The organism is Pseudomonas sp. SDO5591_S426 (genome assembly GCF_054070755.1).
In genome coordinates, this window is record NZ_JBSVXD010000006.1 from 1 (window position 1) to 25,111 (window position 25,111).

The window sequence follows — 25,111 nt, forward strand, 5'->3', positions numbered from 1 at the left end:
GTGGTCACAAACCTGTGGGAGCTGGCTTGCCAGCGATGGGGCCCTTGAATCAAACCTTGAACTGATTGATCAACCGCCGCTGCTGCTCCGCCAGTTTGGTCAAATCCGCACTGGCCGCGCTCGATTCATCCGCGCCACCCGCCACTTCATTGGCCACTTGTCCGATATTGATCACGTTGCGATTGATGTCGTCCGCCACCGCACTTTGCTCCTCGGCGGCGCTGGCGATCTGGGTGTTCATGTCGTTGATCACCGACACTGCCTGAGTGATGGTTTCCAGGGCTTCGGCCGCTTTGGCCGCGTGCTGCACGCTTTCGTCCGTGCGGTTCTGGCTGTCTTCCATCACCCGCACCACATCCCGCGTGCCTTGTTGCAGCTGTTGAATCATGGTCTGGATTTCTTCGGTGGCTTTCTGGGTTTTCTGCGCCAGATTGCGCACCTCGTCGGCCACCACGGCAAAGCCGCGGCCCTGTTCACCGGCGCGGGCAGCTTCGATGGCCGCGTTCAAGGCCAGCAGGTTGGTCTGTTCGGCGATCCCGCGAATGGCGGTGAGAATCGCGTTGATGTTTTCGCTGTCCTTGGCCAGGGTTTGCACCACGCCGACCGCCCGGCCGATTTCCACCGCGAGAGCACCGATGGAGTTGGACGTGTCGCGCACGATCGCCATGCCCTGGCTGGCAGCCTGGTCGGCATGGCTGGCGGCTTGCGCGGCCTGGGTTGCGTTGCGGGCCACGTCCTGAGCGGTGGCGGTCATTTCCTGTACGGCGGTGGCCACTTGATCGATCTCGGCCATTTGCTTGTGCACGCCGGTGTTGGTGCGGATGGCGATGTCGGCGGTGTGTTCCGAGGAATCGCTGACGCTCTGCACCGAGGTCACCACTTGGGTGATCATCACCTGCAACTTGGCCAGGAACGTGTTGAAGCCTTTGGCGATCGAGCCGAGTTCGTCGGCGCGGTCACTGGTCAGGCGGCGCGTCAGGTCGCCTTCGCCCTGCGCAATGTCATCTAGCATGGCAACCATCTGCTTCAGCGGACGGGCAATGCCGTGGCCCACCAGCCAGATCACCAGCAAACCGATACCGGCAATCACCAGGCCGACCATCGCCATGCCGAAGGTGTCGGATTTGCGCTGTGCGTTCAGGTCAGCCTGAAGTGTTTGCAGGTCGGCCATCACCGCGTTCAGCGGCAGTTGCAGCATGAGGGTCCAGCGCGCATCGGTCTGGCCGATGCCGAACGGCAGGTATAACTCGATCCGGCCCTGGGCCTTGTCGACGGTGTAAGTGACTTCGCCGCGCTTGAGATTGGCCATGTTGGCAATCTGCTTGCTGTCGAGGATGTCGCTGACTTTTTCGCCGAATTTGCTCGGGTCCTTGGTGTATGCAACGATTCGGCCATTGCCGCCGATCAGGGCCATTTCCCCGGCGCCGCTGTAGAGTTTCTGGTTGGCGCCCAGGAGCATTTCCTGGATGAAGTTCACCGACAGGTCGGCACCGACGATGCCCTGGAAGGCGCCGTTGAGCATGATCGGTTCAATAAAGGAGGCGAGCATGACGATTTTGTCGCCGACCTTGTAGGGCGCTGGATCGATCACGCAGGATTTTTTGGTTTCTTTCGAGCACAGGTAGTACTCGCTGGCGCGCACGCCGGTGGACAGGGTTTTCTGGTCATCGACGTCCACCAGTTTGTCCAGGCCCAGGCTGCCGTCTTCATTGCGGAACCACCACGGCAGGAAGCGACCGTTGCTGGCATCGATGCCCACGACCTGTGTGCCGATGTAGGCCGCATCGTTGTGATCCAGTGCGTCTTTTTCCCAACCGATGTAGGTGCCGAGGATCTTCGGGTTCTTGGCCACGTTTTCCTTGATCAGCCCGATCAATTGCTCACGGCTGAGGCTCAACGCAGATTTTCCATCAGCGCCGGGTGTGCCGATCAGCGCGTTGATTCGCACCAGACCGCCGGCAATCAGCAGCGGCGCTTCGAGTTCACGCTGGATCTGGCTGACCTGGGTTTGCGCCAGCGAGGTCAGGCGCTGTTCGATGACTTGCTCGAATTGCGCCTGGGTCCGCTCCTGGACCATGTCTTGCGTTCGGGCACCGGAAAACAGCGCGTACACGACCAGGGCCGCCACGACACTTAGAACGATGGCGCCGGCCAGGGCCGCCACGGAAAACTGGATCGATTTGAATTTCATGGGTGCTCCGCACGCAAAAGGTCGTCTGCGGAGGTGTATCGGCAGGGGGTGGAAGGGGCATGAGCGGGTGTGGGTGAAATGACTGTTTTGGAGAGCTCGATGTCGCAAATGAATCATTGCCGGCGGGTTAGCCGCCGTGGCTTGCGCAGGTTTGTGAATTTTTTCCTACGACGAAGAGAGCTTTGTCTGAAATGCGCGTCATATATCCCGTTGTATCTGGCGCCGATACCTTTCCGCGCCTAGGATACGGTCAAGTTTTCAGGGAGTTTTTTGATGAACAAGACATTGGTTTCGTGTGCGCTGGGCACAGCTCTGCTGCTCGCCGGTTGCCAGTCTGTCAACACCACCAGCGGCGGTGCTGTGGGGGTTGAACGCAAGCAATACATGTTCAGCATGTTGTCCTCGCAAGAGGTCGACCAGATGTATGCGCAGTCCTATCAGAAGACCGTCGGCGAAGCGTCCAGCAAAGGTGTGCTGGACAAGACCAGCAGCGATGCCAAGCGCGTGCAGGCCATTGCCGACCGGCTGATTGCCCAGGCGCCGAATTTCCGTCCGGATGCGGCGCAGTGGAAGTGGGAGGTCAACCTGATCAAGAGCGACGAGCTCAACGCCAACTGCGGCCCTGGCGGCAAGATCATTTTCTACACTGGGCTGATCGACAGCCTGCAACTGACCGACGATGAAATCGCCGCGGTCATGGGCCATGAAATCGCCCACGCCCTGCGTGAGCACGGTCGTGAAGCGATGTCCAAGGCGTACGGCATGGAGATGGCGAAGCAGGGCGCGGGTGCGTTGTTCGGGTTGGGGCAAGACACACTGGCGCTGGCCGATACCGTGGCCAACTACGGCATGACCTTGCCAAATAGCCGCGCCAATGAAAACGAAGCGGACCTGATTGGCCTGGAGTTGGCCGCTCGCGCCGGTTACAACCCGAATGCCGCGATCACCCTGTGGAACAAGATGACCAAGGCTTCAGAAGGTTCGCCACCGGAGTTCATGAGCACTCACCCGGCTTCGACCAGCCGGATCGCGGCGTTGCAGGCGGCGATTCCGAAGGTGATGCCGTTGTACGAGCAGGCCAAGAAGTCCTGATCTGGTCGCGATGACACTTGTGGCGAGGGAGCTTGCTCCCTCGCCACAATGACTACCTTACCCCGTCAAACCCAGCCGCTAGCCTGCATCGCCTTATACACCGCAACAATCGCCAGAATGAAGAACGCCGACGCCGCCAGGCGACGAATCAGCGTCAACGGCAATTTGTCCGCCGCAAAGTTACCCGCTAGAACCACCGGCACGTTGGCGATCAACATCCCGACGGTGGTGCCGATGATCACCAACCACAATTCCGGGTACTGCGCGGCCAGCATCACGGTTGCGATTTGCGTCTTGTCGCCGATTTCCGCGAGGAAGAACGCGATCAGCGTGGTCAGGAACGGCCCGAACTTGCGGGCGGTGCTGGCTTCGTCGTCATCCATTTTGTCCGGCACCAGGGTCCACAACGCGGTCGCTGCGAAGCTCGCCGCGAGGATCCAGTGCAGCAACGTATCCGAGAAGAAACCTCCGACCCAGGCGCCCACCGCACCGGCCGCCGCGTGGTTGGCCAGGGTCGCGGCAACGATGCCGGCGATGATCGGCCAGGGTTTGCGGAAGCGGGCAGCGAGAATGAGCGCGAGCAGTTGCGTCTTGTCGCCGATTTCGGCCAAGGCAACGATTGCGGTGGGTACGAGTAATGAATCCAGCATCAGGGGTTTTCCTAAGGGGCGGGTCGACACGGCTATGACACGTACAGCCTTCCCGCCCCGGGTAAGGTGTTCGTGTCATAGGTCTTGTCAAACCCTGGCGATCCGTCTGATGCGGACGCTTGGGTCGCATACGCCATGGTCTGAGGACCAAGTATGTTGACGTATGCCGGACGAGCATGGCGCTCGTGGGAGACTACTCCCCTAGGACGGAGCGGATTCTGCCTAGGCAAAATCCATTCGGCAAGAACAAATTTTCAGCCGCGTTTGGCTCGGTAGATTCTGAAACCCTGTCCTTCGGCCTTGATGGCGCAGACGCCCAGATGCTCTTCGATCAGTGGTTGATACTTCAGGAAGCTGTTCGCCACCAAGCGCAGTTCGCCGCCGTTTTTCAGATGTTTGGCTGCTTTTCGCAGCAAATTCTCTGTCGCGTAATAATCGGTATGCACGCCGACATGGAACGGTGGGTTGCTCAGAATCGCACTTAAACCCATCGGTGCTGCGTCGATGCCGTCACCGGTAATCACGTCAGCTTCCAGACCGTTGGCAGCCAGGGTAAGGCGACTGCTGGCGGCGGCAAACGCGTCGACGTCGAGCAAAGTCACCTGATTGTGCGGATAACGACGCTTGACCGCCGCGCCCAACACACCCGCGCCGCAACCGAAGTCCAGCAAATGGCCGCTTGGCAATTTGTCCAAATGCTCCAGCAACAGCGCGCTACCGCGATCCAGTCGGCCATGGCTGAACACGCCCGGCAGGCTGATGACTTTGAGCGGGCCTTCAGCCAGCGGCAGTTCGTATTCCTGGGCCAGGCTTTCCAGCGATTTGGCGGCGGGGGCGTTGGTCACCGTGACTTGCCAGAGCTGGCAATGCCGCGCGCTGTCGAGCTTGCGCGGCTTGCCGAAAGGCATCAGTTGCTTGGCCGCGCCTTCGATGCCGCTCTTTTTCTCGCCGACCAGAAACACCTCACGACCTTCCAGGCGCGAGGCTACGGCGTTGAGGATGTAATCGGTCAGATCCTTGGACTTGGGCAAAAACACCACGGCCGCCTCGAAAGCCTGTTCGGGCACATTCACGCCAAAATGGCTGCGCTCGGCGAAACGGGCGTCGAGCGCGGCCTGGTCACCGGCATGCCAGCACCAGCCGTGAGCGTCAGGCAGGCGGCCGAGCAAATCGTCGGCGGGCAAACCGGCCAGCAAAACCGAACCCTGGAATAATTCAGCCTGACGAAGCAGTACTTCACTGCGCGGATCCATAACTGCTCCTGTGGAAAAAAGTGCCGCAGTTTATCAACTGACGACCCGCAGTGCCTTACCGCTGAAGTATCCGAGGGCATTTTCGGTCACTTGCCCCACGATGCGCTGGCGCGCTTCGCGACTGCCCCAGGCATTGTGCGGGGTGACGATCAGGCGCGGGATGTCATTGGCCAGCAATGGGTTGCCGTTGATGGGCGGTTCGACGCTCAGCACGTCGGTGGCAGCGCCGCCGAGGTGGCCATTGCGCAAGGCATCGGCCAGCGCTTGCTCATCGATCAGGCCGCCCCTGGCGGTGTTGACCACGAACGCGCCGGGTTTCATCGAGGCCAGTTCGCGGGCGCCGATGAAATGACGGGTGTGTTCATTGAGCGGGCAGTGCAGGGTCAGCGCATCGATTTGCGGCAGCAATTCGTCCAGCGGCAAACGGTCGGGCCGGGCAGGGCGCCCGGGAATCTGGCCCAGCAATACGCGCATGCCGAAAGCTTCGGCGAGTCGCGCGACTGCGCCGCCCAGTTCGCCATGACCGAGCAGGCCGAGGGTTTTTCCTTCGAGTTCGACGATCGGGTAATCCAGCAGACAGAACTGTTTGGCCTGTTGCCAGCGACCTTCACCGACGGCTTTCTGATAGTCGGCGAGGCGCGTCGCCAGGTTGAGCAGCAGCATGATCGTGTGTTGCGCCACGGACGGCGTGCCGTAACCCTGACAGTTGCACACGGTAATCCCGTGGGCGCGGGCGGCTGCGAGGTCGACATTGTTGGTGCCGGTAGCGGTGATCAGGATCAGCTTGAGGTCGGGGCTGGCAGCCATCGCGGCGGCATCGATCAGGATTTTGTTGCTGATGGCGACGGTGGCGCCCTTGAGGTGATCAATGACCTGATCCGGCAAGGTCTGGGCGAACAGCTGTAAATCGCTGAAGCAATCGCGTAGCGGGCTGAGGTCGAGATCGCCCAGGTCCAGGGATGGGTGGTCGAGGAAAACGGCGCGGCGAATGTTCGTCATCAACTGTACCTTTTGTGCAATGAACTGAAGGCGTAATCTGCCGAGCCTACCAGATGAAATAAATAGTTACGCTTGGCCTAAAGGAGCCCCCATGTACTGGACCGAGTTCTTGACCGTTGCCCTGATCCATCTGCTGGCCGTCGCCAGCCCCGGCCCGGACTTCGCCGTAGTGGTGCGTGAAAGCGTAACCCACGGTCGTCGCGCCGGCACCTGGACGGCGCTGGGCGTCGGTACGGCGATTTTCCTGCACGTGGGGTATTCGCTGTTGGGTATCGGCCTGATCGTGTCGCAGTCAATCGTACTGTTCAACGCCTTGAAATGGGCCGCCGCCGCTTATCTGCTGTACATCGGCTTCAAGGCGCTGCGGGCACAACCGGCCAAAGCGGTGACTGACGATCTGCACAAGGAAGCCGGCGAGCGCACCGCACGTGGCGCCTTCACTTCGGGTTTTGTGACCAACGGTCTTAACCCGAAAGCCACGCTGTTCTTCCTGTCGCTGTTCACCGTGGTGATCAATCCGCACACGCCGCTCGCTGTACAGGCCGGTTACGGGGTTTACCTGGCGGTGGCCACGGCGATCTGGTTCTGCCTGGTGGCCATGCTGTTCAGCCAGCAGCGCGTGCGTGCCGGGTTTGCCCGTATGGGGCACTGGTTCGACCGGACCATGGGCGCGGTGTTGATCGCAATCGGCGTGAAGCTCGCGTTTACCGAGATGCACTGACCGAAACCGTCCTCGATAACCCGCAAATGCTGGCGCAACGCTAGCATTTGTGCGGCTCTGCAAATCATTCCTTTGGCTGATTTGGCTGGCGAACAAGGGCACTACAGTGCGTACTTAACAGCCACGACCGTGCAGTCAGAAAAGGGATTCTTATGTTGCAGACACGCGTTATTCCCCCAGCCGAAGGCGCTTACCAGTATCCGCTGCTGATCAAACGGCTGCTCATGTCCGGCGCGCGTTATGAGAAAACCCGCGAAATCGTGTACCGCGACCAGTTGCGCTACAGCTATCCGACCCTGATCGAAAGGGTCGCCCGGCTGGCCAACGTGTTGACGGCGGCCGGAGTCAAGCCTGGAGACACCGTGGCGGTGATGGATTGGGACAGTCATCGTTATCTGGAATGCATGTTCGCCATTCCGATGATCGGTGCGGTGATTCACACCATCAACGTGCGTCTGTCGCCGGAGCAGATCCTCTACACCATGAACCACGCCGAGGACCGCTACGTGCTGGTCAACAGCGAGTTCGTGGGCCTGTACAACGCGATCGCCGGGCACCTGACCACGGTCGAGAAAACCCTGCTGCTGACCGACCTGCCGGAGAAAACCGCTGACTTGCCGAACCTGATCGGTGAGTACGAGCAGTTGCTGGCGGCCGCAAGTCCGCAGTACGACTTCCAGGACTTCGACGAAAACTCGGTCGCGACCACGTTCTACACCACCGGCACCACCGGCAATCCCAAGGGCGTTTACTTCACCCATCGGCAACTGGTGCTGCACACCATGGGCGTGTCGACCATCATGGGTGCGATCGACAGCGTGCGCCTGCTGGGCACCAACGATGTGTACATGCCGATCACCCCGATGTTCCACGTCCACGCCTGGGGCCTGCCGTATGTGGCGACCATGCTCGGGCTCAAGCAGGTGTATCCCGGTCGCTACGACCCGGAATTCCTGGTGGAGCTGTGGCGCAAGGAAAAGGTCACCTTTTCTCACTGCGTGCCGACCATCCTGCAAATGGTCCTCAACGCCAAGGGTGCGCAAAACACCGATTTCGGTGGTTGGAAAATCGTCATCGGCGGCAGTGCGCTCAATCGTGCGTTGTACGAAGCGGCCAAGGCCAAGGGCATTCAGTTGACCGCCGCTTACGGCATGTCGGAAACCGGGCCGCTGGTATCGTGCGCGCATCTCAACGATGAGCTGATGGCCGGCAGCGAAGACGAACGCACCACCTACCGGATCAAGGCAGGTGTTCCTGGACCTTTGGTGGAGGCGGCAATCGTCGACACCGAGGGCAACTTCCTGCCCGCCGATGGCGAGACCCAGGGCGAACTGGTGCTGCGCGCGCCGTGGCTCACCGAGGGTTATTTCAACGAGCCGCAGAAGGGTGCCGAGCTCTGGGCCGGAGGCTGGTTGCACACCGGTGACGTGGCGACCCTCGACAGCATGGGCGTGATCGATATCCGCGACCGGATCAAGGACGTGATCAAGACCGGTGGCGAATGGATTTCCTCCCTCGACCTAGAAGACCTTATCAGTCGTCACGTGGCGGTACGCGAAGTAGCAGTGGTGGGCATTGCCGATCCACAGTGGGGCGAGCGGCCGTTTGCCTTGCTGGTGCTTCGTGAAGGCCATGAGATCGGGGCCCGGGAACTCAAGGAACACCTCAAGCCATTCGTGGAGCTGGGGCACCTTAGCAAGTGGGCCATCCCGAGCCAGATCGCCCTTGTTACTGAAATTCCCAAGACCAGTGTCGGCAAGCTCGACAAGAAGAAAATCCGCGTCGACATCATCGAATGGCAGGCTACCAACAGCACCTTCCTTTCGACGCTTTAAGCCTCCTTTGGCGTGCCCGAAATGGCACGCCAGCCCCACCAAGCAAGCGCTTGGCTTGTCAAATCCGAATTTTCAGCCATTCTTGCCGTGCCGACGGGTGTCGGCATGGCAAAGGACTGTTCCAGAGTGGCTGGCAGACGCAAATCACACTTTAGAGGGATCAAGCACTACTACCTGCTGGCTATAGTCCGCTCAAGGATTTTTAAGAACGGAGCAAACGCACAAACCGGGGCGATGCAACTTTGGAATGACTTTGGGACGCCATGGCTCCCTGTCATCCAAGCGTTTTTAAAAGTGCTCACTGCCATAACAATAAAATGCACATGGAGTAGCGTCGATGACATCAGTAAACCAGTTCTGGCGCCGGGCAAAACTGCCTCTGGCCGTCAGCCTTGCCTCTACGCTCGCCGGGCCTGCATTCGGCGTCAGTTTCAACGTTGGTGAAATCGAAGGTCAGTTCGACTCTTCCCTGTCGATCGGTGCCAGTTGGTCAACTGAAAGCGCCAACAAGAACCTCATCGGCGTCAACAACGGTGGCAAAGGCCTGTCCCAGACTTCCGATGACGGTCACCTGAACTTCAAGAGCGGCGACACCTTCTCGAAAATCTTCAAGGGCATCCATGACCTTGAATTGAAGTACGGCGACACCGGTGTTTTCGTCCGTGGCAAATACTGGTACGACTTTGAACTCAAGGACGAAAGCCGTCCGTTCAAGGACATCAGCGACAGCAACCGCAAGGAAGGCGCCAAGTCCTCCGGCGGCCAGATCCTCGACGCCTTCGTCTACCACAACTACTCCATTGCCGATCAGCCGGGTTCGGTTCGCCTTGGCAAACAGGTAGTGAGCTGGGGTGAAAGTACTTTCATCGGCAGCGGCATCAACTCGATCAACCCGATCGACGTGTCCGCGTTCCGCCGTCCAGGTGCCGAGATCAAGGAAGGCCTGATCCCGGTCAACATGTTCTACGTGTCCCAAAGCCTCACCGAGAACCTGTCGGCTGAAGCCTTCTATCAACTGGAATGGGACCAGACCGTCGTCGACAACTGCGGCACCTTCTTCTCTCAGCCAGACATCATTGCCGACGGTTGCGACAACAACCTGCGCGTGCTGAACAAGCGTTCGACCATTCCGGCCGCTGCTCTGCCAACACTGACCCGACTGGGCGTCGACGTCGATAACGAAGGTGTGCTGGTACGCCGTGGTCCGGATCGCGATGCGCGCGACAGCGGCCAGTGGGGCGCGTCCTTCAAGTACATGTTCGACCCGCTGGACACCGAATTCGGTGCCTACTTCATGAACTACCACAGCCGCGCGCCAATCTTCAGCGCTACCGGTGCGCCAGCGTCGACCTTTGCCGGCGTTGCAGCCTTGCCGGCGCAGTTGCGTGCTCTGGCACCGCTGATCGTCGCGGGTAACTCGAGCTACTTTGTCGAATATCCGGAAGACATCCGCCTCTACGGCTTGAGCTTCTCCACCACCCTGCCTACCGGTACGGCGTGGAGCGGTGAAGTCAGCTACCGGCCGAACGCACCGGTGCAGCTCAACTCCACCGACATTCTGTTCGCCGGCGTACGTCCGTTGGGCGGCGCGTTGACCAATGCTTCGCTGCTCTCCGCCCCTCCGGGTTCGGATCTGCACGGCTATCGCCGCAAGGAAGTGACCCAGTTCCAGACCACCCTGACGCACTTCTTCGACCAAGTCATGGGCGCCAGCCGTCTGACCCTGGTGGGCGAAGTGGGCGTAACCCACGTCGGCGGCCTGGAAAGCACCTCCGATGTTCGTTATGGCCGTGACCCGGTCTACGGTCCTGGCGAGCTGCCAGCTACCGGCGGACAGAATACTTGCCAGGCGCTTAACGCCAGCACCATCGCCGGTGCCGGCCCTGGTACGCCGACCAACAACCTCAACCGCAATTGCAACGACGAAGGCTTCACCACGTCCACCTCCTGGGGCTACCGCGGTCGTGCCATCTGGGAATACAACGACGTGTTCGCCGGCGTGAACCTCAAGCCGAACGTGGCCTGGTCCCACGACGTTGAAGGTTACTCGCCTGGTCCTGGCGGCAACTTCGAGGAAGGTCGCAAAGCGGTCAGCCTGGGCGTCGATGCCGAGTACCAGAACACCTACACCGCGAGCCTGGCGTACACCAACTTCTTCGACGGCAAGTACACCACCGTGGATGATCGCGACTTCGTTGCGCTCAGCTTCGGCGTGAACTTCTAAGCACTGTATTTTCAGGACGAACGTAATTATGAAAATAACAAAGAGTCTGTTCCACGCCGGTGTTCTGGGGTTTTCGCTGCTGGCGACCAGTGTCATGGCGGCGGTCCCGGCGGCCGAAGCGGATAAGCTGGGCAAGAGCCTGACCCCGATGGGCGCTGAAATGGCGGGTAACGCCGATGGTTCGATCCCGGCTTGGAAACCACTGCCGAAGAACGCCGGCAGTGTCGACAGCAGAGGTTTCCTGTCGGATCCGTACCCGGGTGAAAAACCACTGTTCACCATCACCGCCCAGAACGTCGACCAGTACAAGGAAAAGCTCGCGCCGGGTCAGTACGCGATGTTCAAGCGCTACCCGGAAACCTTCAAGATGCCGGTCTACCCGTCCCATCGCGGTGCCACCGTGCCGGATGACGTGTTCGCCGCCATCAAGAAGAACGCCACCAACACCAAACTGGTGTCCGGCGGCAACGGCCTGGAGAACTTCGAAACCGCCATTCCGTTCCCGATTCCGAAAAGCGGCGTTGAAGTCATCTGGAACCACATCACCCGTTATCGCGGTGGCAGCGTGACCCGTCTGGTAACCCAGGCCACGCCGCAACCGAACGGCTCGTTCAGCCTGGTGTACTTCCAGGACCAGTTCGTATTCCGCGACAAGATGAAGGACTACGATCCGGCGAACCCGGGCAACATCCTGTTCTACTTCAAGCAGAAAGTGACTGCCCCGGCACGTCTGGCCGGTGGTGTGCTGCTGGTGCACGAAACCCTCGACCAGGTGAAGGAACCGCGTTCGGCGTGGGTCTACAACGCCGGTCAGCGTCGTGTGCGTCGTGCACCTCAAGTGTCCTATGACGGCCCGGGTACTGCAGCCGACGGCCTGCGTACTTCCGACAACCTGGACATGTTCAACGGTGCACCGGATCGTTACGACTGGAAGCTCGAAGGCAAGAAAGAGATGTACATCGGCTCCGACGCCTACAAGCTCGACGATCCGAAGCTCAAGTACGCCGACATCATCAAGGCCGGTCACATCAACCAGGACCTGGCTCGCTACGAACTGCGTCGTGTGTGGCATGTGGTTGCAACCCTGAAGGAAGGTCAGCGTCACATCTACGCCAAGCGTGACTTCTACATTGACGAAGACACCTGGCAAGCGGCAGTGATCGATCACTACGACGGTCGCGGTCAACTGTGGCGCGTTGCCGAGGCGCATGCCGAGAACTACTACGACAAGCAAGTGCCGTGGTACGCCCTCGAAGCCCTGTATGACCTGCAATCGGGTCGTTACCTGGCGCTGGGCATGAAGAACGAAGAGAAGTCGGCGTATGACTTCGGCTTCACTGCCACTACCAGCGACTTCACCCCGGCGGCGTTGCGTCAGGATGGTGTTCGCTAACGGCGACTGAGCAGAGCTGCATCCTCTGGAAACGCCCCGACTGGTTCGGGGCGTTTTTTTGTTCGTAGACTTTTTGTAGCCATTTGTAGCAATAACCTTCATTCCCTCTTCGTTTACAGCTAGTCTGCGGACATCTGCAACGCCGCCACCCGCAATTCAAACAAGAGCCGGCCATGACTGATCTGTCCCCACCCCCAGGTCCTGCAAGCGTCGCTGTCGCCGCGCTGGACGGGCGTTTTTTCCGACCGCCATTGCCCGACGGCCATGTGCTGCGGCCGCGTCTCTGCGAGCGCCTGAGTGCGGGGCTCGGTGGTCGGTTGCTGTTGGTCAGCGCACCGGCGGGGTTCGGCAAAAGTTCATTGGCGGTGGAGTTCTGTCAGGCGCTACCGGCGCATTGGCAAAGCCTGTGGCTGGGATTGAGTCCACGGGACAGTGACCCGGGTCGATTCCTCGAGCGGTTGCTCGAAGGCCTTCAAGACTTTTATCCGCAACTGGGCAGGCAGTCCCTCGGCTTGCTGAAAATGCGTCAGCGGCATCAGCCGTTCGCCTTCGAAGAGTGGCTGGATGGCCTGCTCGACGAACTGGCCGTACACCTCTCGACAGCGACGCCGCTGTTGCTCGTGCTCGATGACTATCATCTGGCCCAGGGACCGGTTCTTGATCGCTGCCTGCAGTTTTTCCTCAACCACCTTCCCGATGGTTTGCTGGTGATGGTCACCAGTCGCCAGCGTCCTGACTGGCATCTGGCGCGGCTGCGCCTGTCACGGCAACTGCTTGAGTTGCATGAACAGGACTTGCGCCTGACCCACGATGAAGCCTTGAGCCTGCTCGATCGGCACAGTAGTTCCTTGCGCGGTGAAGCGCTGGAGAACCTGATCCAACGCAGTGAAGGCTGGGTAGCCGGTTTGCGTTTCTGGTTGCTGGCGGCGTCCGAAGCGGGTGCGCAAGGTGCGTTGCCCCAGGCGCTTCACGGCGGGGAAGGGCTGATCCGCGATTATTTGCTGGAAGAGGTGATCGATTGCCTGCCCGCCGAGGTGCAGGCATTCCTTTATGACACCGCGCCCCAGGAACGTTTTTGCAGCGAGTTGTGCGACGCTGTTCGTGATGCCCATGACAGTGCCGAGATCCTGCGCTTTCTGGCTTCCCACCAGGTGTTCCTGGTGCCGCTGGACGAACATGGCCACTGGTATCGCTACCATCATCTTTTTTCCGATTTGCTGCGCACGCGACCTGGCGCGCAGTCGATGGTCCCGGCCGCCAGTCTGCACCTGCGTGCCTGCCGTTGGTTCAATGCCCAGGGGCTGCTCGACGAAGCGGTGGAGCAGGCGTTGCGTGCCGGGCATCTGGATGTCGCGGCGAACCTGGTGCAGAACCTTTCCGAAGAACAACTGCTGGCCGAACAGAATGTCGGCATGTTGCTGCGTTGGAAAATGGACTTGCCCGACAGCCTGCTGATCAGCACGCCACGGCTGATCGTGCTCTACAGCTGGGCGCTGGGCCTGGCAAGTCAACTGGACGCCGCCGAGGAGCTGGCCAGTCATTTGAGTCGCTTCCTGCCGGCCCCTTCAGCCACGGCGCAAAAATCGATGCTGGCGCAATGGCTGGCCTTGAGCGGGATCATCGCTCGCGGGCGCGGCAATCGTGAACTCACGCTGCGCTATTGCACCGAAGCGCTGGAGAGTCTTCCAGGCAAACGTTACGGCCAGCGATTGATGTGCCTCTCGACCCTTTCCAACCTGGCCATTGCCGATGGCGATTTATGGCGTGCGCGCGGGTTGAATCGTGACTCCCTGGAGCTGGCGCAACGGGTCGGCAATCCGTTGTTCGAAGCGCTGGCGCATTACGACCGTGCCCGAGTGTTGCAAGCCCGGGGCGAAATCCTGCGTTCGCTGGATGAGGTCCGCCAGGGCCTGCAACGCCTGCAAGGGCTGTCACCGCAGCGACTCTATGCCGTACGCGCGCGGCTGACGTTGTACGAAGGTTTCCTGCTGGCGCTGCGTTTGCAACCGCAAGCGGCGCGCCTTCGTTTGCAGGCCGGCTTGAGTGAAGCGCGCGCCTGTCGCGACATCAGCGTGTTGATCGGGCACTGCGTGATTGCCCGGCTTGAAGGCAGCAGCGGTGAATTCGCCAAGGCCTTCGCCGAACTTGCCGAAGCCGAGCGGCTGATGCATATCTGGGACGTGCCGCCGATTTACTACCTGGCGATGATCACTCTGGTCAAATGTGAACTGTGGCTGGCCCAGGGACGCATCGATCTGGCCGAAGCCTGGCTCGCGCGACTCGGGCAGACCTATAACGGCGAACACCCGGCAGCACCACCGGAATTCCATCCGCAACTGCCGCTGCACATCGAACTGCAACAAGCCTTGCTGGAAGTCATCCAGGGGCAACCCATGCTGGCCGAAGGGCGTTTGAATGCACTGCTCGAACACGGTCAGCAAAGCGGTCGACAAATGCTCAGCGCAATGGCACTGACGCAAAAAGTCTCGCTGTTGCTCGGCACAGGGCGCGAGCCTGAGGCGCGCAAGGCGCTGAGTCAGGCAATGGATGCCGCTGGTGGCGGTGTGCTGCAGCCGTTTGATAGCTTGCTGACAGAGCATCCGGACTGGCTGCGCGGACAGCTACAACTCAACGCGCCGACACCTGTTTCCCAGGACCTTGCGGCAAGACTGCCGACAGTGCCTGCCCGTGCGGTACTGGATTGCGCTCCTGCGGAGCAGCTCAGTACCCGGGAACTGGCTGTCCTGCGACTGATCGCCCAGGGTTGCTCGAACCAGGAAATCAGCGATCAGCTGTTCATTTCCCTGCACACGGTCAAGACCCACGCCAGCCATATCAACAGTAAGCTTGGGGTTGAACGGCGTACGCAGGCGGTGGCGAGGGCGAAGGCGTTGGGAGTGTTGGGTTAAGGAATTTTCACGTTACACGCCGCGCCAGATGACTGAATACTCAATTGTGCGAAAATCGCCCATCCCCGTTTATCGAGCAGGCAAGTGATGTCCCAGCAACCCACCCTCATCCGCGAAACCTTCCCCGTCGGCCCGTTGCAGTGCAACTGCACGATCATTGGCGATCCGGTCACGAAAAAGGCCATCGTCGTCGATCCGGGCGGCAATCATGAACTGATCCTCGCTCGCCTCGATGCCCTCGGTTTGAAAGTGGTCAGCATCATCCACACCCACGCGCACCTCGATCACTTCCTGGCCTCCGGTCAGTTGAAGGAGAAAACCGGTGCCACGCTCCACTTGCACAAGGAGGATCAATTCCTCTGGGACAATCTGGAGATGCAGTGCCAGATGTTCGGGGTTCCCTACACGCCGGTGCCATCGCCGGATCGTTGGCTGGCCGATGATGAAGAACTGGCCTGCGGCTGCGGTGTGGCGCTGCACACGCCGGGTCATACGCCGGGGTCGATGAGTTTCTGGTTTGCCGACGCCAAGCTGCTGATCGCCGGAGATACGCTGTTCAAGCGCGGGGTAGGGCGCACGGATTTGTGGGGTGGCGATCAAGCGACGATCGTGCGTTCGATCAAGCAACGCCTGTATACCCTCGATGAAGAGGCGATCGTCGTGGCCGGGCATGGTCCCGATACGCGTCTGGGCGATGAAATGCGCGAAAACCCGTTTGTTCGGGCCTGAATTGTAACGGGCGGAATTTTTGTCCCGGGAAGTAATCCAACGCCCGCAAAGGTTCGATGCTTACGTCCGTTGCACCACAGAATGCAAAAAAGTAGGAGCTCTTCATGTTCACCACGCGTCGTTTGATGATTGTCGCTACCGCAGTGGCCGTATTGTCCGGCTGTGCCTCGCCTAACCCTTATGACAATCAGGGTCAGGCTGACAGCGGTTCCCAAGGCATGAGCAAGACCGCGAAGTACGGTGGCCTCGGGGCATTGGCCGGTGCGTTGGCCGGCGCCGCGATCGACCACAACAACCGTGGCAAGGGCGCGCTGATCGGCGCCGCTGTGGTGGGTGCTTCCGCTGCCGGTTACGGCTACTACGCCGACCAGCAAGAGAAAAAACTGCGGGCCAGCATGGCCAACACCGGTGTCGAAGTGCAGCGTCAGGGCGATCAGATCAAACTGATCATGCCGGGTAACATCACGTTCGCCACCGATTCGGCGAACATCGCTTCGAGCTTCTACCAGCCGCTGAACAACCTGGCCGGTTCGCTGAAAGAGTTCAACCAGAACCAGATCGAGATCGTCGGCTACACCGACAGCACCGGCAGCCGTCAGCACAACATGGACCTGTCCCAGCGCCGCGCTCAAAGCGTTGCGACTTACCTGACCTCGCAAGGCGTCAGCGGCACCAACCTCAGCGCCCGTGGCGCCGGCCCGGATAATCCGGTTGCCAGCAACGGCGACGTCAATGGCCGCGCGCAGAACCGCCGTGTAGAGGTCAACCTCAAGGCGATTCCTGGCCAGCAGTATGGCGGCCAGCAACAGCCGGGCACTGTTCAGCAGTATCCATAACACCAGCGACATAAACCCTGTGGGAGCGAGCTTGCTCGCGATGGCGGCCGGTCAGTCAACATCAATGTTGAATGTGACTGCCCCATCGCGAGCAGGCTCGCTCCCACATTTGTTTCAGGGGTTACTCCGGTTAGTTGGCTTCCTTCACCGCACTGAGAAACGCGCACGTCCGCTCCTGCTGCGGATGTTCGAAGATCTGCGCAGGCGTGCCTTGTTCGTGGATCTGGCCCTTATAGAAGAAGCACACGCGATCAGCGAACTCCCGGGCGAAGCCCATCTGGTGGGTGACCATCAGCATGGTCAGGTTATGTTCGGCGCCGAGCTTGCGGATCACGTTGAGCACTTCACCGCACAGTTCCGGGTCCAGCGCCGAGGTCACTTCGTCAAACAGCATGACTTTCGGCCGCATGGCCAAGGCGCGAGCGATCGCCACCCGTTGCTGCTGGCCACCGGACAGCTGCGAAGGGTAGTGCCCTAGCTTGCTGCCCAGCCCCACCAGTTCCAGCAGATCCGCCGCACGCTCCCGTGCTTCGGCGGGTTTCATCCCCAACACCTGCACCGGCGCCTCGATGACGTTCTGCAACGCGGTCATGTGCGGGAACAGGTTGAAGCTCTGGAACACCATGCCGATCTTGCCGCGCACACGGCGGATGTGCCGGTCGTTGGCCGGCACCAGCACGCCGTTGCGATTGGGCATGTGCGTCAGCAAATCGTCTTCGATGCGGATCAGTCCGTCATCGATGCCTTCGAGGGTCATCAATACCCGCAACAGCGTGGATTTCCCAGAGCCGCTGGGGCCGATGATCGCGACTTTTTCGCCGGGCGTGACATCCAGGTTCAAATGGTCGAGCACCGTGAAATTGCCGTAGCTCTTGGTGACGTCCTGGAAGCTGACAATCGGCTTGACCGCTTTCGGTTGATGCATGGCCGTGGCCTCTTGCGGATGCAGCGGCGTCAGGTTGCCGCGCCGGGAAAGGTCGTTGGAAGTCGAGAGTGGAGAAGTCATTAGCGAAGCTCCAGGCGCAATTCGAGGCGCCGTACCAGATAAGCCAGGGCGATGCTCAGGGCGAGGAAAAACAGACCGACCATGGTGATCGGCTCCAGGTAGCGGAAATTCTCGGAACCGATGTTCTTGGCCTGCTGCATGATTTCAACCACGGTAATGGCCGACAGCACCGGCGTGTCCTTGAGCATCGCCACCAGGTAGTTGCCCAGCGGCGGCAGGATCGGCCGCAAAGCCTGGGGCAGGATGATGTTGCGGTAGGCGCTGTAGGGCGCGATGTTCAGCGCGGTCACCGCTTCCCATTGCGCACGCGGCACGGCATCGAGCCCACCGCGATAGACCTCGGCGATGTAGCAGGCGTAGTGCACGCCGATGCCGATGACCCCCACCTGCATGGCCGTCATGCTCACCCCGTAGTTGGGAAGCACGTAGTAGAGGAAATACACCTGGATCAGCAGCGGTGTGCTGCGGATGAATTCGATCATCCCGGCGATCGGCCACGACAACCAGTACAGGCGGCTTCGTCGGCCGATGGCGAGGAACAGCCCCAGCACGATGGCGATCAGGAAGCCGATCAGGGTAATGCCCACGGTGTTGAGCGAAGCGCGCAGCAAATCGGGGAGGATCTGCCAGGCGTATGTCCAGTCGAACAGGGTCATGACAGACCTCCACGCATCCGGCCCCGCGCCAGGCGACGTTCAATGCTGCGCATGCCGAGGTTGATCGCTTGCGCCAAGATGAAATACATCACCAGCGCCAGGCTGAAAATTTCCAACGTCTGGAACGTGGCCTGATCCAGTTGCCGAGCGCGGAAGCTCAGGTCGGACAAGGTGATCAGCGACACCAGCGAAGTGTTTTTCAGCAATTCGATCAGCAGGTTGGTGCCCGGCGGGATGGCGGCGAGCAAGGCCTGGGGCAGGATGATCCGCCGAAGGCGCTTGTAGCCGCTGAAGTTCAGCGCGGTCGCCGCTTCATACTGACCCTTGGCCACGGAGCTGATCGCACCGCGCATCACCTCGGCGCCATAAGCGCCGATGTGCAAGCCGAGGCCGACGATGGCCACGCTGTAGGGGCTCAGTTCCAGATTGAACGGTGGCAGCGGCAACACGAAAAACAGCCAGAACAGCTGCACCAGCAACGACGTGCCGCGAAACACTTCAATGTAGGCGACCGAGAACCAGCTCAGCAGCCGCCACGGCGACATGCGCCCCAGCGCCGCCAGAATGGCCGCGACAATCGCCAGGATCGAGCCGAAGAAGGTCACCTGGAGCGTGACCCAGGCGCCTTGTATCAAGAGCGGAAGTAATTCACCCATTGTTCACACCTGCGTGGTTCAACATCCGGAGTCAGCAGGGATAGGCATCGCGCCAATGCGCCATGCCTGTCTCGACTATTGAGCGCAGAGCTCGGCAGCCGTTTTGCTGGTCACGTTGGATTTATCGAAGCCGAACGGTGCGACCGTCTTGAGATGGTCTTCAGAGCCCAACCACTTTTTCAGTTCGGCGTTGACCGCGTCACGCAGGTCCTTGTCTTCCGGGCGGAAGGCGAGGGCGCCGTAACCGGTATGCGACGGGTCATCCTTGAATTCGGTGACCGCTTCGACCTTTTCACCGCCCTTGGCGGCCAGGCCTTTCATGGTCAGTTGGGTGCCCACGGCGGCATCGGCGCGACCGGCGCGCACGGCTTGCAACTGGGCGGTGGTGTCCGGCACCTGGAGGATTTGCGCATCCTTCACGCCGGAATCCCGCGCATATTTCAGGTTGACCGTGCCGGCCATGATCGCCAGTTTCACATCCGGGTTCTTGGCGATGTCTTCATAGCTGTGCAGATTCTTCGGGTTGCCTTTGGCGGTCAGCAGAGCGTCGGGCAACTGGTATTGCGGATCGGTGAAGATGACCTGTTTGCAGCGTTCCGGCGTGATGTACATGCCTGCGGCGATCACGTCGAAGCGCCCGGCGCGCAGGCCCGGAATCAGCGAGCCCCACTCGGTCAACACGCCATCGACTTGCTTGATGCCCATTTTCGCGAAGATGACTTTGGCGATTTCCGGCGATTCACCGGTGACCCGGCCATCGGTCTCGGTAAAGGCGAACGGGGTTTCGTTGGCGTAGCCGATACGGATGCTGCTGTTTTTGGTGATGGTTTCCAGCGTCGTGGCGGCGTGGGCGCTGGCGGCCAGACCGAACATCGCACAAGCCACGAACAGGTGACGCAACACATTGGAACTGCGGGGAAGGGAATTGCTCATCGATAAAATCTCCTGTTTCTTGTGGACCCGTCGTTGACGGCTCTGTGGTAGGAGGCAGTGTGACAAGAGCAAAGCGTACGAGAGCCGTTGTCCTGTTGAGCCGAAGCTTTGGGGCACAGTTCCGGTACAGATCGATTGGTTGTTATTGGCGGCAGGTTCAGCAGCCTGTGCATCGACCTTGGACCGAGCATACAAAAGCCCTGCGCCACATTGCATTGCACTAGGACAATTGCTTTGCATGGTTTCTCGCGGGATGCTGTCGGCACTGGCTAATACGTGGGTTCGGCGCCGATGGACAAGTGGAAGGCAGCATTGGAAATCGCTCGCAGCGGCGAGTCGAAATACAAGATCCTGGTGCAGGCGATTGCCGACGACATCGAGCAGGGTGTGCTGGTCAACGATCAGCGCTTGCCGCCGCAGCGACAGGTTGCCGACGCGGTGGGCATCAGCGTGCAAACGGTCACCAATGCCTATAAGGAACTGGAGCGTCAGGGCCTGGTGCGTTGCGAAGTAGGGCGCGGCAGTTTCGTGTCGCGGCGCATGAGCGATCGGGTCGCCACTTATATTCTCGACAGTCCCGAACGCGCATTGGTGGATTTTTCCATCACGCGGATCATGCACACCCGCGAGCACGACCAGTTCTGGCGCGAGACCTGCCGCGAACTCAGCACTGAAGAAGATCAGCCGTGGATTCACGCGTTTCGCCCCATCGCCGGTTTCGAATCGCACCGTGAAGCAGCGATGCACTGGATCGGGCGTCAGGGCTTGCGGGTCGAACGCGACGACATCCTGATCACCAACGGTGCGGCCCACGGGATTTTCCTGGCCCTGGCCTCGTTGGCCGGGCCTGATGATGTGGTGCTCTGCGAAGGCATCACCGACCATGGCGTGATCGGCAATTCCCAGGTGTTGGGCTTTACCCTCAAAGGCCTGGAAATGGATCGCTACGGCATTGATCCGGAGCATTTCGAGGACATGTGCAGCAATGAACGCATCACCGCGCTGGTCTGCACACCGAACCTGAACAACCCGACCACCAGCCTGATGCCGGACAACCGCCGGCGTGAAATAGCCGAAATTGCTCGGCGCTTCGGCGTGCACATTATCGAGGACGACGTCTACGGACCGCTGCTCGATGAGCGTCGCGCGCCGCCGATCAGCCATTACTTGCCGGAACTGTCGTTCTATTGCACCAGCATGACCAAGTCGGTGCTCACCGGTTTGCGCATAGGTTATCTGGTGATGCCCAAACGTCTGGCGTTGCGTACCGAAAGCATTTTGCGGGTCAACAGCTGGATGGCCACGCCAATGGTTTCGGAAATCGCCGCGCGCTGGATTCGCGACGGGCGCGCCGACACGTTGGTGGGTTTGCAGCGCAAATTATTGGGCGGGCGTCAGGCGATGGTCACCGAATACCTCGGCGAATACCTGCTCGGCCAGCACCCGCATGCCTTGAATGCCTGGATCGGAATTCCGCCGCACTGGGAGCTCGACAGCTTGGTGCGTGCGCTGCGTCACAAGCATATTGCGGTCACATCGCCCGACCCGTTCACCGTGCGCGGCACGCCCCGGCCACGGGCGGTACGGGTGTGCGTCGGCGCCGAATGCAGCGACGACGAGATGCGCGATGCGTTGATGGGCATGCGTGAAATCTTCGGCCAGTACCCGCAAATCCACGACTTTTGAGTGGAAAAAAGACGCCGAAAATTTTCTCGACTAAATTGCCCTAGTACATTCAGCGCGACAATCCAGCCCTCTTAGACTGCGCCCAATACCTCTTGGGGATGCGGTCATGTCAGCGCTACAGCTCAACGATATTTACCTCGCACGCCAGCGCGTCGCAGCGCTGGTCCGGTGTACGCCCATGGAGCATTCGCCCAGCCTGTCGCGGCATGTGGGCGTGCCGGTTTACCTCAAGCTCGAATCCCAGCAGATCACCGGCAGCTTCAAGTTGCGTGGCGCGAGCAATGCCGTGGCGCAGCTCAGTGCCGAGCAAAAGGCGTGTGGCGTCGTCGCCGCATCGACCGGCAATCATGGGCGGGCGCTCGCTTACGCCGCATCGCGGCAAGGTGTGAAGGCGACGATTTGCCTGTCGCATCTGGTGCCGGGAAACAAAGTCCAGGCCATCCGGGATCTCGGCGCCGAAGTCCGCATCGTCGGCCAGTCCCAGGATGACGCCCAGCGCGAGGCCGAGCGGATTGCCCATGAGCAGGGTGCGACGCTGCTGCGGCCGTTCGACCATCCGGCAATCATCGCTGGGCAGGGCACGCTGGGGCTGGAAATCCTTGAACAGCAACCGGACGTCTCTCAAGTCCTGATTCCATTGTCCGGCGGAGGGCTGTTCGCCGGCGTGGCACTGGCGCTGAAAAGTGCCAACCCGCAGATCGTCACCCACGGCATCAGCATGCAACGCGGCGCGGCCATGCACGCCAGCCTCGCGGCCGGGCATCCGGTGGCAGTCGAAGAGCTGCCGACCCTCGCCGACTCGCTCGGCGGTGGCATCGGCCTCGACAACCGTTTCACCTTTGCCATGACCCGCGACACCTGCGATCACCTGCACCTGCTCAGCGAAGCCTCCATCGCCAATGCCATCCGCCACGCCTACCGCGAAGAATGCCTGGTGCTGGAAGGCGCGGCGGCGGTGGGCATTGCCGCGTTGCTCGAAGGCTTGATCGAACCGCGCGGGCCGGTCGTGGTGGTGGTCAGCGGACGCAACGTCGATATCGATCAGCACCTGCGCGTGCTGAACGGCGCCGATGCCTGAATTCCAACAATAACGATTCAATGGAGTGCCGCGTTGATGAGTGAAATCACCTTGTTGAGCGAAGCCGATCTGCGTGCCTGTGTGGCGCTGGATCTGCTGAGCATCGAAGCTGTCGAACAGGCCTTCGTGCTGCTCGCCACCGCTGCCGTGGCTATGCCGCCAATCCTGCGCCTGGACATTCCTGAACATAACGGCGAAGTGGATGTGAAGACCGCTTACTTGCCGGGGTTGGAACGCTTTGCGATCAAGGTCAGTCCGGGTTTTTTCGATAACCCGAAACTCGGCTTGCCCAGCCTCAACGGCATGATGATGTTGCTGTCCGCCCGCACCGGTCTGCTGGACGCGTTATTGCTGGATAACGGTTATTTGACCGCCGTGCGTACAGCGGCGGCGGGTGCCGTGGCGGCGCGAGCGTTGTCGCGGGAAGACAGCCGCAGTGTCGCGCTGATCGGTGCCGGTGAGCAGGCCGCGTTGCAACTGCAAGCCTTGCGTTTGGTGCGGCCGATCGACAGCGTGCGGGTCTGGGCGCGGGACTCTGCCAAGGCGCAGGCCTTCTGTGTCGAACTGGCTCGCGACAGCGGCCTGGCAGTCAAACCGTGCGCAAACATCGACGAGGCCATGGCTGATGTCGACATCGCGATCACCTGCACGCCGAGCCGCGAGCCGTTGATCGATGTACGTCATTTGCAGCCCGGCCTGCACATCACCGCCATGGGCTCGGACGCCGAGCACAAGAACGAAATTTCCCCCCGTGCGCTGGCGCAGGTCGACCGCTATGTGGCGGATCGCTTGAGTCAGACACGCATCCTCGGTGAGCTGCATCACGCCCTCGCTGCAGGCGTAGTCAGCGACGAATCGGGCTTCGCAGAACTGGGTCAGGTGCTGGCCGGCCAACGGCCCGGTCGCACGGATTCAACGCAAATCACCTTGTGCGACCTCACCGGCACCGGCGCCCAGGACACGGCCATGGCCAACCTGGCCTTCGAGCGTGCGCGTTCGGCGGGCAAAGGATTTCAGTTCGGCAGTTAAACCGCTTTTTTCATCCGTGCGTCATTTATCAGAGGGCATGTGCATGTCTCAGATAGTCGTCAATCTTCCGTTTCAACGGGAGGAATACGCCCAGCGTCTGGCCAAGGTGCGAGTGGCCATGCAGGCGCAGGGCATCGAGTTGTTGCTGGTCACCGATCCGTCGAACATGGCCTGGCTGACCGGCTATGACGGTTGGTCGTTCTATGTTCATCAATGCGTGTTGCTGGCGCTCGATGGCGAACCGGTGTGGTTCGGTCGCGGCCAGGACGCCAACGGCGCCAAGCGCACGGTGTTCATGCAGCAAGAGAACATCGTCGGTTACCCGGACATCTATGTGCAGTCGCGGGAACGCCATCCCATGGACTACCTGTCGCGGGAAGTGATCAGCGCTCGTGGCTGGGATGCGCTGACCATCGGCGTGGAGATGGACAACTATTACTTCAGCGCTGCCGCGTTCCTGTCGCTGCAGAAAAACCTGCCGAAGGCCAAACTGATCGACGCGGTCGGGCTGGTGAACTGGCAGCGTGCGGTCAAGTCGCCGCAAGAAATCGACTACATGCGCATCGCCGCGCGCATCGTCGAAAAGATGCACGGGCGGATCCTTGAACGCATCGAGCCGGGCATGCGTAAAAACGAATTGGTGGCCGAGATCTACAGCAGCGGCATTCTTGGTGCCGACGGCCACGGCGGCGATTATCCGGCCATCGTGCCGCTGTTGCCGACCGGTGCAGACGCCAGTGCGCCGCACCTGACCTGGGATGATTCACCCTTCGAAAAGGGCGCCGGCACCTTCTTTGAAATCGCCGGTTGCTACAAGCGCTATCACTGCCCGTTGTCGCGCACGATCTACCTCGGTAAACCGCCGCAGCATTTCCTTGATGGCGAGAAAGCCGTAGTCGAAGGCATTGCCGCCGGGCTTGAAGCCGCAAAACCAGGGAACACCACCGGCGATATCGCCGTGGCGTTTTTCAAGGTGCTGGAGAAATTTGGCATCCACAAAGACAGCCGCTGCGGCTACCCGATCGGTATCAGCTACCCGCCGGATTGGGGCGAGCGCACCATGAGCCTGCGTCCCGGCGACAGCAGCGTGTTGCAACCGGGCATGACCTTCCACTTCATGCCGGGTCTGTGGATGGACGATTGGGGGCTGGAAATCACCGAGAGCATTCTGATCACCGAAACCGGCGTCGAGACGTTGTGCAATGTGCCGCGCCAATTGTTCGTGAAGGATTGAG

The 25,111-nt window shown here is 60.5% G+C and carries 20 protein-coding genes, 1 pseudogene and 1 riboswitch; of the genes and pseudogenes, 12 read left to right on the plus strand and 9 right to left on the minus strand.

Annotated features, from left to right (window positions below; translation table 11 throughout):
* Window positions 1–49: 49 nt before the first annotated feature.
* On the minus strand, window positions 50–892 hold the full coding sequence (locus tag ACW9JC_RS02585; protein ID WP_457453460.1) for a methyl-accepting chemotaxis protein: 843 nt from the start codon (window positions 890–892) through the stop codon (window positions 50–52).
* Between the two features lie 15 nt (window positions 893–907).
* A pseudogene (locus ACW9JC_RS02590) lies at window positions 908–2,308 on the minus strand (HAMP domain-containing protein); the annotation flags it as partial.
* Window positions 2,309–2,464: 156 nt separating this feature from the next.
* On the opposite strand from ACW9JC_RS02590, the gene ACW9JC_RS02595 reads away from it, so the two are divergent.
* Window positions 2,465–3,283, plus strand: a complete 819-nt coding sequence (locus ACW9JC_RS02595) for a M48 family metallopeptidase (RefSeq protein ID WP_416126388.1) — start codon at window positions 2,465–2,467, stop codon at window positions 3,281–3,283.
* A gap of 65 nt (window positions 3,284–3,348) precedes the next feature.
* Here the strand turns inward: ACW9JC_RS02595 and ACW9JC_RS02600 are convergent, their stop codons facing one another.
* From ACW9JC_RS02600 to ACW9JC_RS02610, 3 genes are all read right to left on the minus strand, one after another.
* The gene (locus ACW9JC_RS02600; protein ID WP_338582973.1) at window positions 3,349–3,933 is read right to left on the minus strand and encodes a TMEM165/GDT1 family protein; all 585 of its coding nucleotides are present in this window, start codon (window positions 3,931–3,933) and stop codon (window positions 3,349–3,351) included.
* An 89-nt stretch (window positions 3,934–4,022) separates the two neighbouring features.
* Window positions 4,023–4,148: riboswitch (yybP-ykoY riboswitch) on the minus strand.
* 39 nt (window positions 4,149–4,187) lie between these two features.
* Window positions 4,188–5,186: a methyltransferase gene (locus tag ACW9JC_RS02605; protein ID WP_448109281.1), complete on the minus strand. Its 999-nt coding sequence runs from the start codon at window positions 5,184–5,186 to the stop codon at window positions 4,188–4,190.
* A gap of 33 nt (window positions 5,187–5,219) precedes the next feature.
* A complete protein-coding gene (locus ACW9JC_RS02610; protein ID WP_448109280.1) occupies window positions 5,220–6,185 on the minus strand; it encodes a 2-hydroxyacid dehydrogenase in 966 nt (321 codons plus the stop codon).
* A gap of 91 nt (window positions 6,186–6,276) precedes the next feature.
* On the opposite strand from ACW9JC_RS02610, the gene ACW9JC_RS02615 reads away from it, so the two are divergent.
* The 7 genes from ACW9JC_RS02615 (at window position 6,277) to ACW9JC_RS02645 (ending at window position 16,832) form a co-directional block, all read left to right on the plus strand.
* Window positions 6,277–6,906: a LysE family translocator gene (locus ACW9JC_RS02615; protein ID WP_008060238.1), complete on the plus strand. Its 630-nt coding sequence runs from the start codon at window positions 6,277–6,279 to the stop codon at window positions 6,904–6,906.
* Window positions 6,907–7,058: 152 nt separating this feature from the next.
* Window positions 7,059–8,741, plus strand: a complete 1,683-nt coding sequence (locus ACW9JC_RS02620) for a fatty acid--CoA ligase (protein ID WP_457453401.1) — start codon at window positions 7,059–7,061, stop codon at window positions 8,739–8,741.
* 337 nt (window positions 8,742–9,078) lie between these two features.
* The gene (locus tag ACW9JC_RS02625; RefSeq protein WP_457453403.1) at window positions 9,079–10,965 is read left to right on the plus strand and encodes a DUF1302 domain-containing protein; all 1,887 of its coding nucleotides are present in this window, start codon (window positions 9,079–9,081) and stop codon (window positions 10,963–10,965) included.
* Window positions 10,966–10,993: 28 nt separating this feature from the next.
* Window positions 10,994–12,358, plus strand: a complete 1,365-nt coding sequence (locus ACW9JC_RS02630) for a DUF1329 domain-containing protein (RefSeq protein ID WP_457453405.1) — start codon at window positions 10,994–10,996, stop codon at window positions 12,356–12,358.
* Between the two features lie 173 nt (window positions 12,359–12,531).
* Window positions 12,532–15,267, plus strand: coding sequence for a LuxR C-terminal-related transcriptional regulator (locus ACW9JC_RS02635; protein WP_457453407.1), 2,736 nt, complete (start codon window positions 12,532–12,534; stop codon window positions 15,265–15,267).
* Window positions 15,268–15,354: 87 nt separating this feature from the next.
* Window positions 15,355–15,996 (plus strand): MBL fold metallo-hydrolase, encoded by a 642-nt coding sequence (locus tag ACW9JC_RS02640; protein WP_223588427.1) that lies wholly within the window; start codon window positions 15,355–15,357, stop codon window positions 15,994–15,996.
* Between the two features lie 104 nt (window positions 15,997–16,100).
* Window positions 16,101–16,832, plus strand: a complete 732-nt coding sequence (locus ACW9JC_RS02645; protein ID WP_416126380.1) for an OmpA family protein — start codon at window positions 16,101–16,103, stop codon at window positions 16,830–16,832.
* A gap of 130 nt (window positions 16,833–16,962) precedes the next feature.
* Here the strand turns inward: ACW9JC_RS02645 and ehuA are convergent, their stop codons facing one another.
* The 4 genes from ehuA to ehuB all read right to left on the minus strand — a co-directional run bounded on the left by ehuA (window position 16,963) and on the right by ehuB (window position 20,083).
* The gene (gene ehuA, locus ACW9JC_RS02650) at window positions 16,963–17,838 is read right to left on the minus strand and encodes an ectoine/hydroxyectoine ABC transporter ATP-binding protein EhuA (protein ID WP_412071275.1); all 876 of its coding nucleotides are present in this window, start codon (window positions 17,836–17,838) and stop codon (window positions 16,963–16,965) included.
* Window positions 17,838–18,494 (minus strand): ectoine/hydroxyectoine ABC transporter permease subunit EhuD, encoded by a 657-nt coding sequence (gene ehuD, locus ACW9JC_RS02655; RefSeq protein ID WP_457453410.1) that lies wholly within the window; start codon window positions 18,492–18,494, stop codon window positions 17,838–17,840. Before ehuD ends, ehuA begins: the two co-directional genes overlap by 1 nt.
* Entirely contained in the window at window positions 18,491–19,150 is a 660-nt protein-coding gene (gene ehuC, locus ACW9JC_RS02660) for an ectoine/hydroxyectoine ABC transporter permease subunit EhuC (protein WP_457453411.1), read from the minus strand. Before ehuC ends, ehuD begins: the two co-directional genes overlap by 4 nt.
* Window positions 19,151–19,225: 75 nt before the next feature.
* Entirely contained in the window at window positions 19,226–20,083 is an 858-nt protein-coding gene (ehuB, locus tag ACW9JC_RS02665) for an ectoine/hydroxyectoine ABC transporter substrate-binding protein EhuB (RefSeq protein WP_457453413.1), read from the minus strand.
* A gap of 291 nt (window positions 20,084–20,374) precedes the next feature.
* Here ehuB and ehuR point away from each other — a divergent pair, with 291 nt between their 5' ends.
* The 4 genes from ehuR to doeA all read left to right on the plus strand — a co-directional run bounded on the left by ehuR (window position 20,375) and on the right by doeA (window position 25,110).
* Window positions 20,375–21,769: a MocR-like ectoine utilization transcription factor EhuR gene (gene ehuR / locus ACW9JC_RS02670; RefSeq protein ID WP_457453415.1), complete on the plus strand. Its 1,395-nt coding sequence runs from the start codon at window positions 20,375–20,377 to the stop codon at window positions 21,767–21,769.
* Window positions 21,770–21,875: 106 nt separating this feature from the next.
* Entirely contained in the window at window positions 21,876–22,847 is a 972-nt protein-coding gene (eutB, locus tag ACW9JC_RS02675) for a hydroxyectoine utilization dehydratase EutB (RefSeq protein WP_457453416.1), read from the plus strand.
* A gap of 36 nt (window positions 22,848–22,883) precedes the next feature.
* A complete protein-coding gene (gene eutC, locus ACW9JC_RS02680; RefSeq protein WP_457453417.1) occupies window positions 22,884–23,876 on the plus strand; it encodes an ectoine utilization protein EutC in 993 nt (330 codons plus the stop codon).
* 43 nt (window positions 23,877–23,919) lie between these two features.
* Entirely contained in the window at window positions 23,920–25,110 is a 1,191-nt protein-coding gene (gene doeA, locus ACW9JC_RS02685; RefSeq protein WP_457453418.1) for an ectoine hydrolase DoeA, read from the plus strand.
* Window position 25,111: the final 1 nt, after the last annotated feature.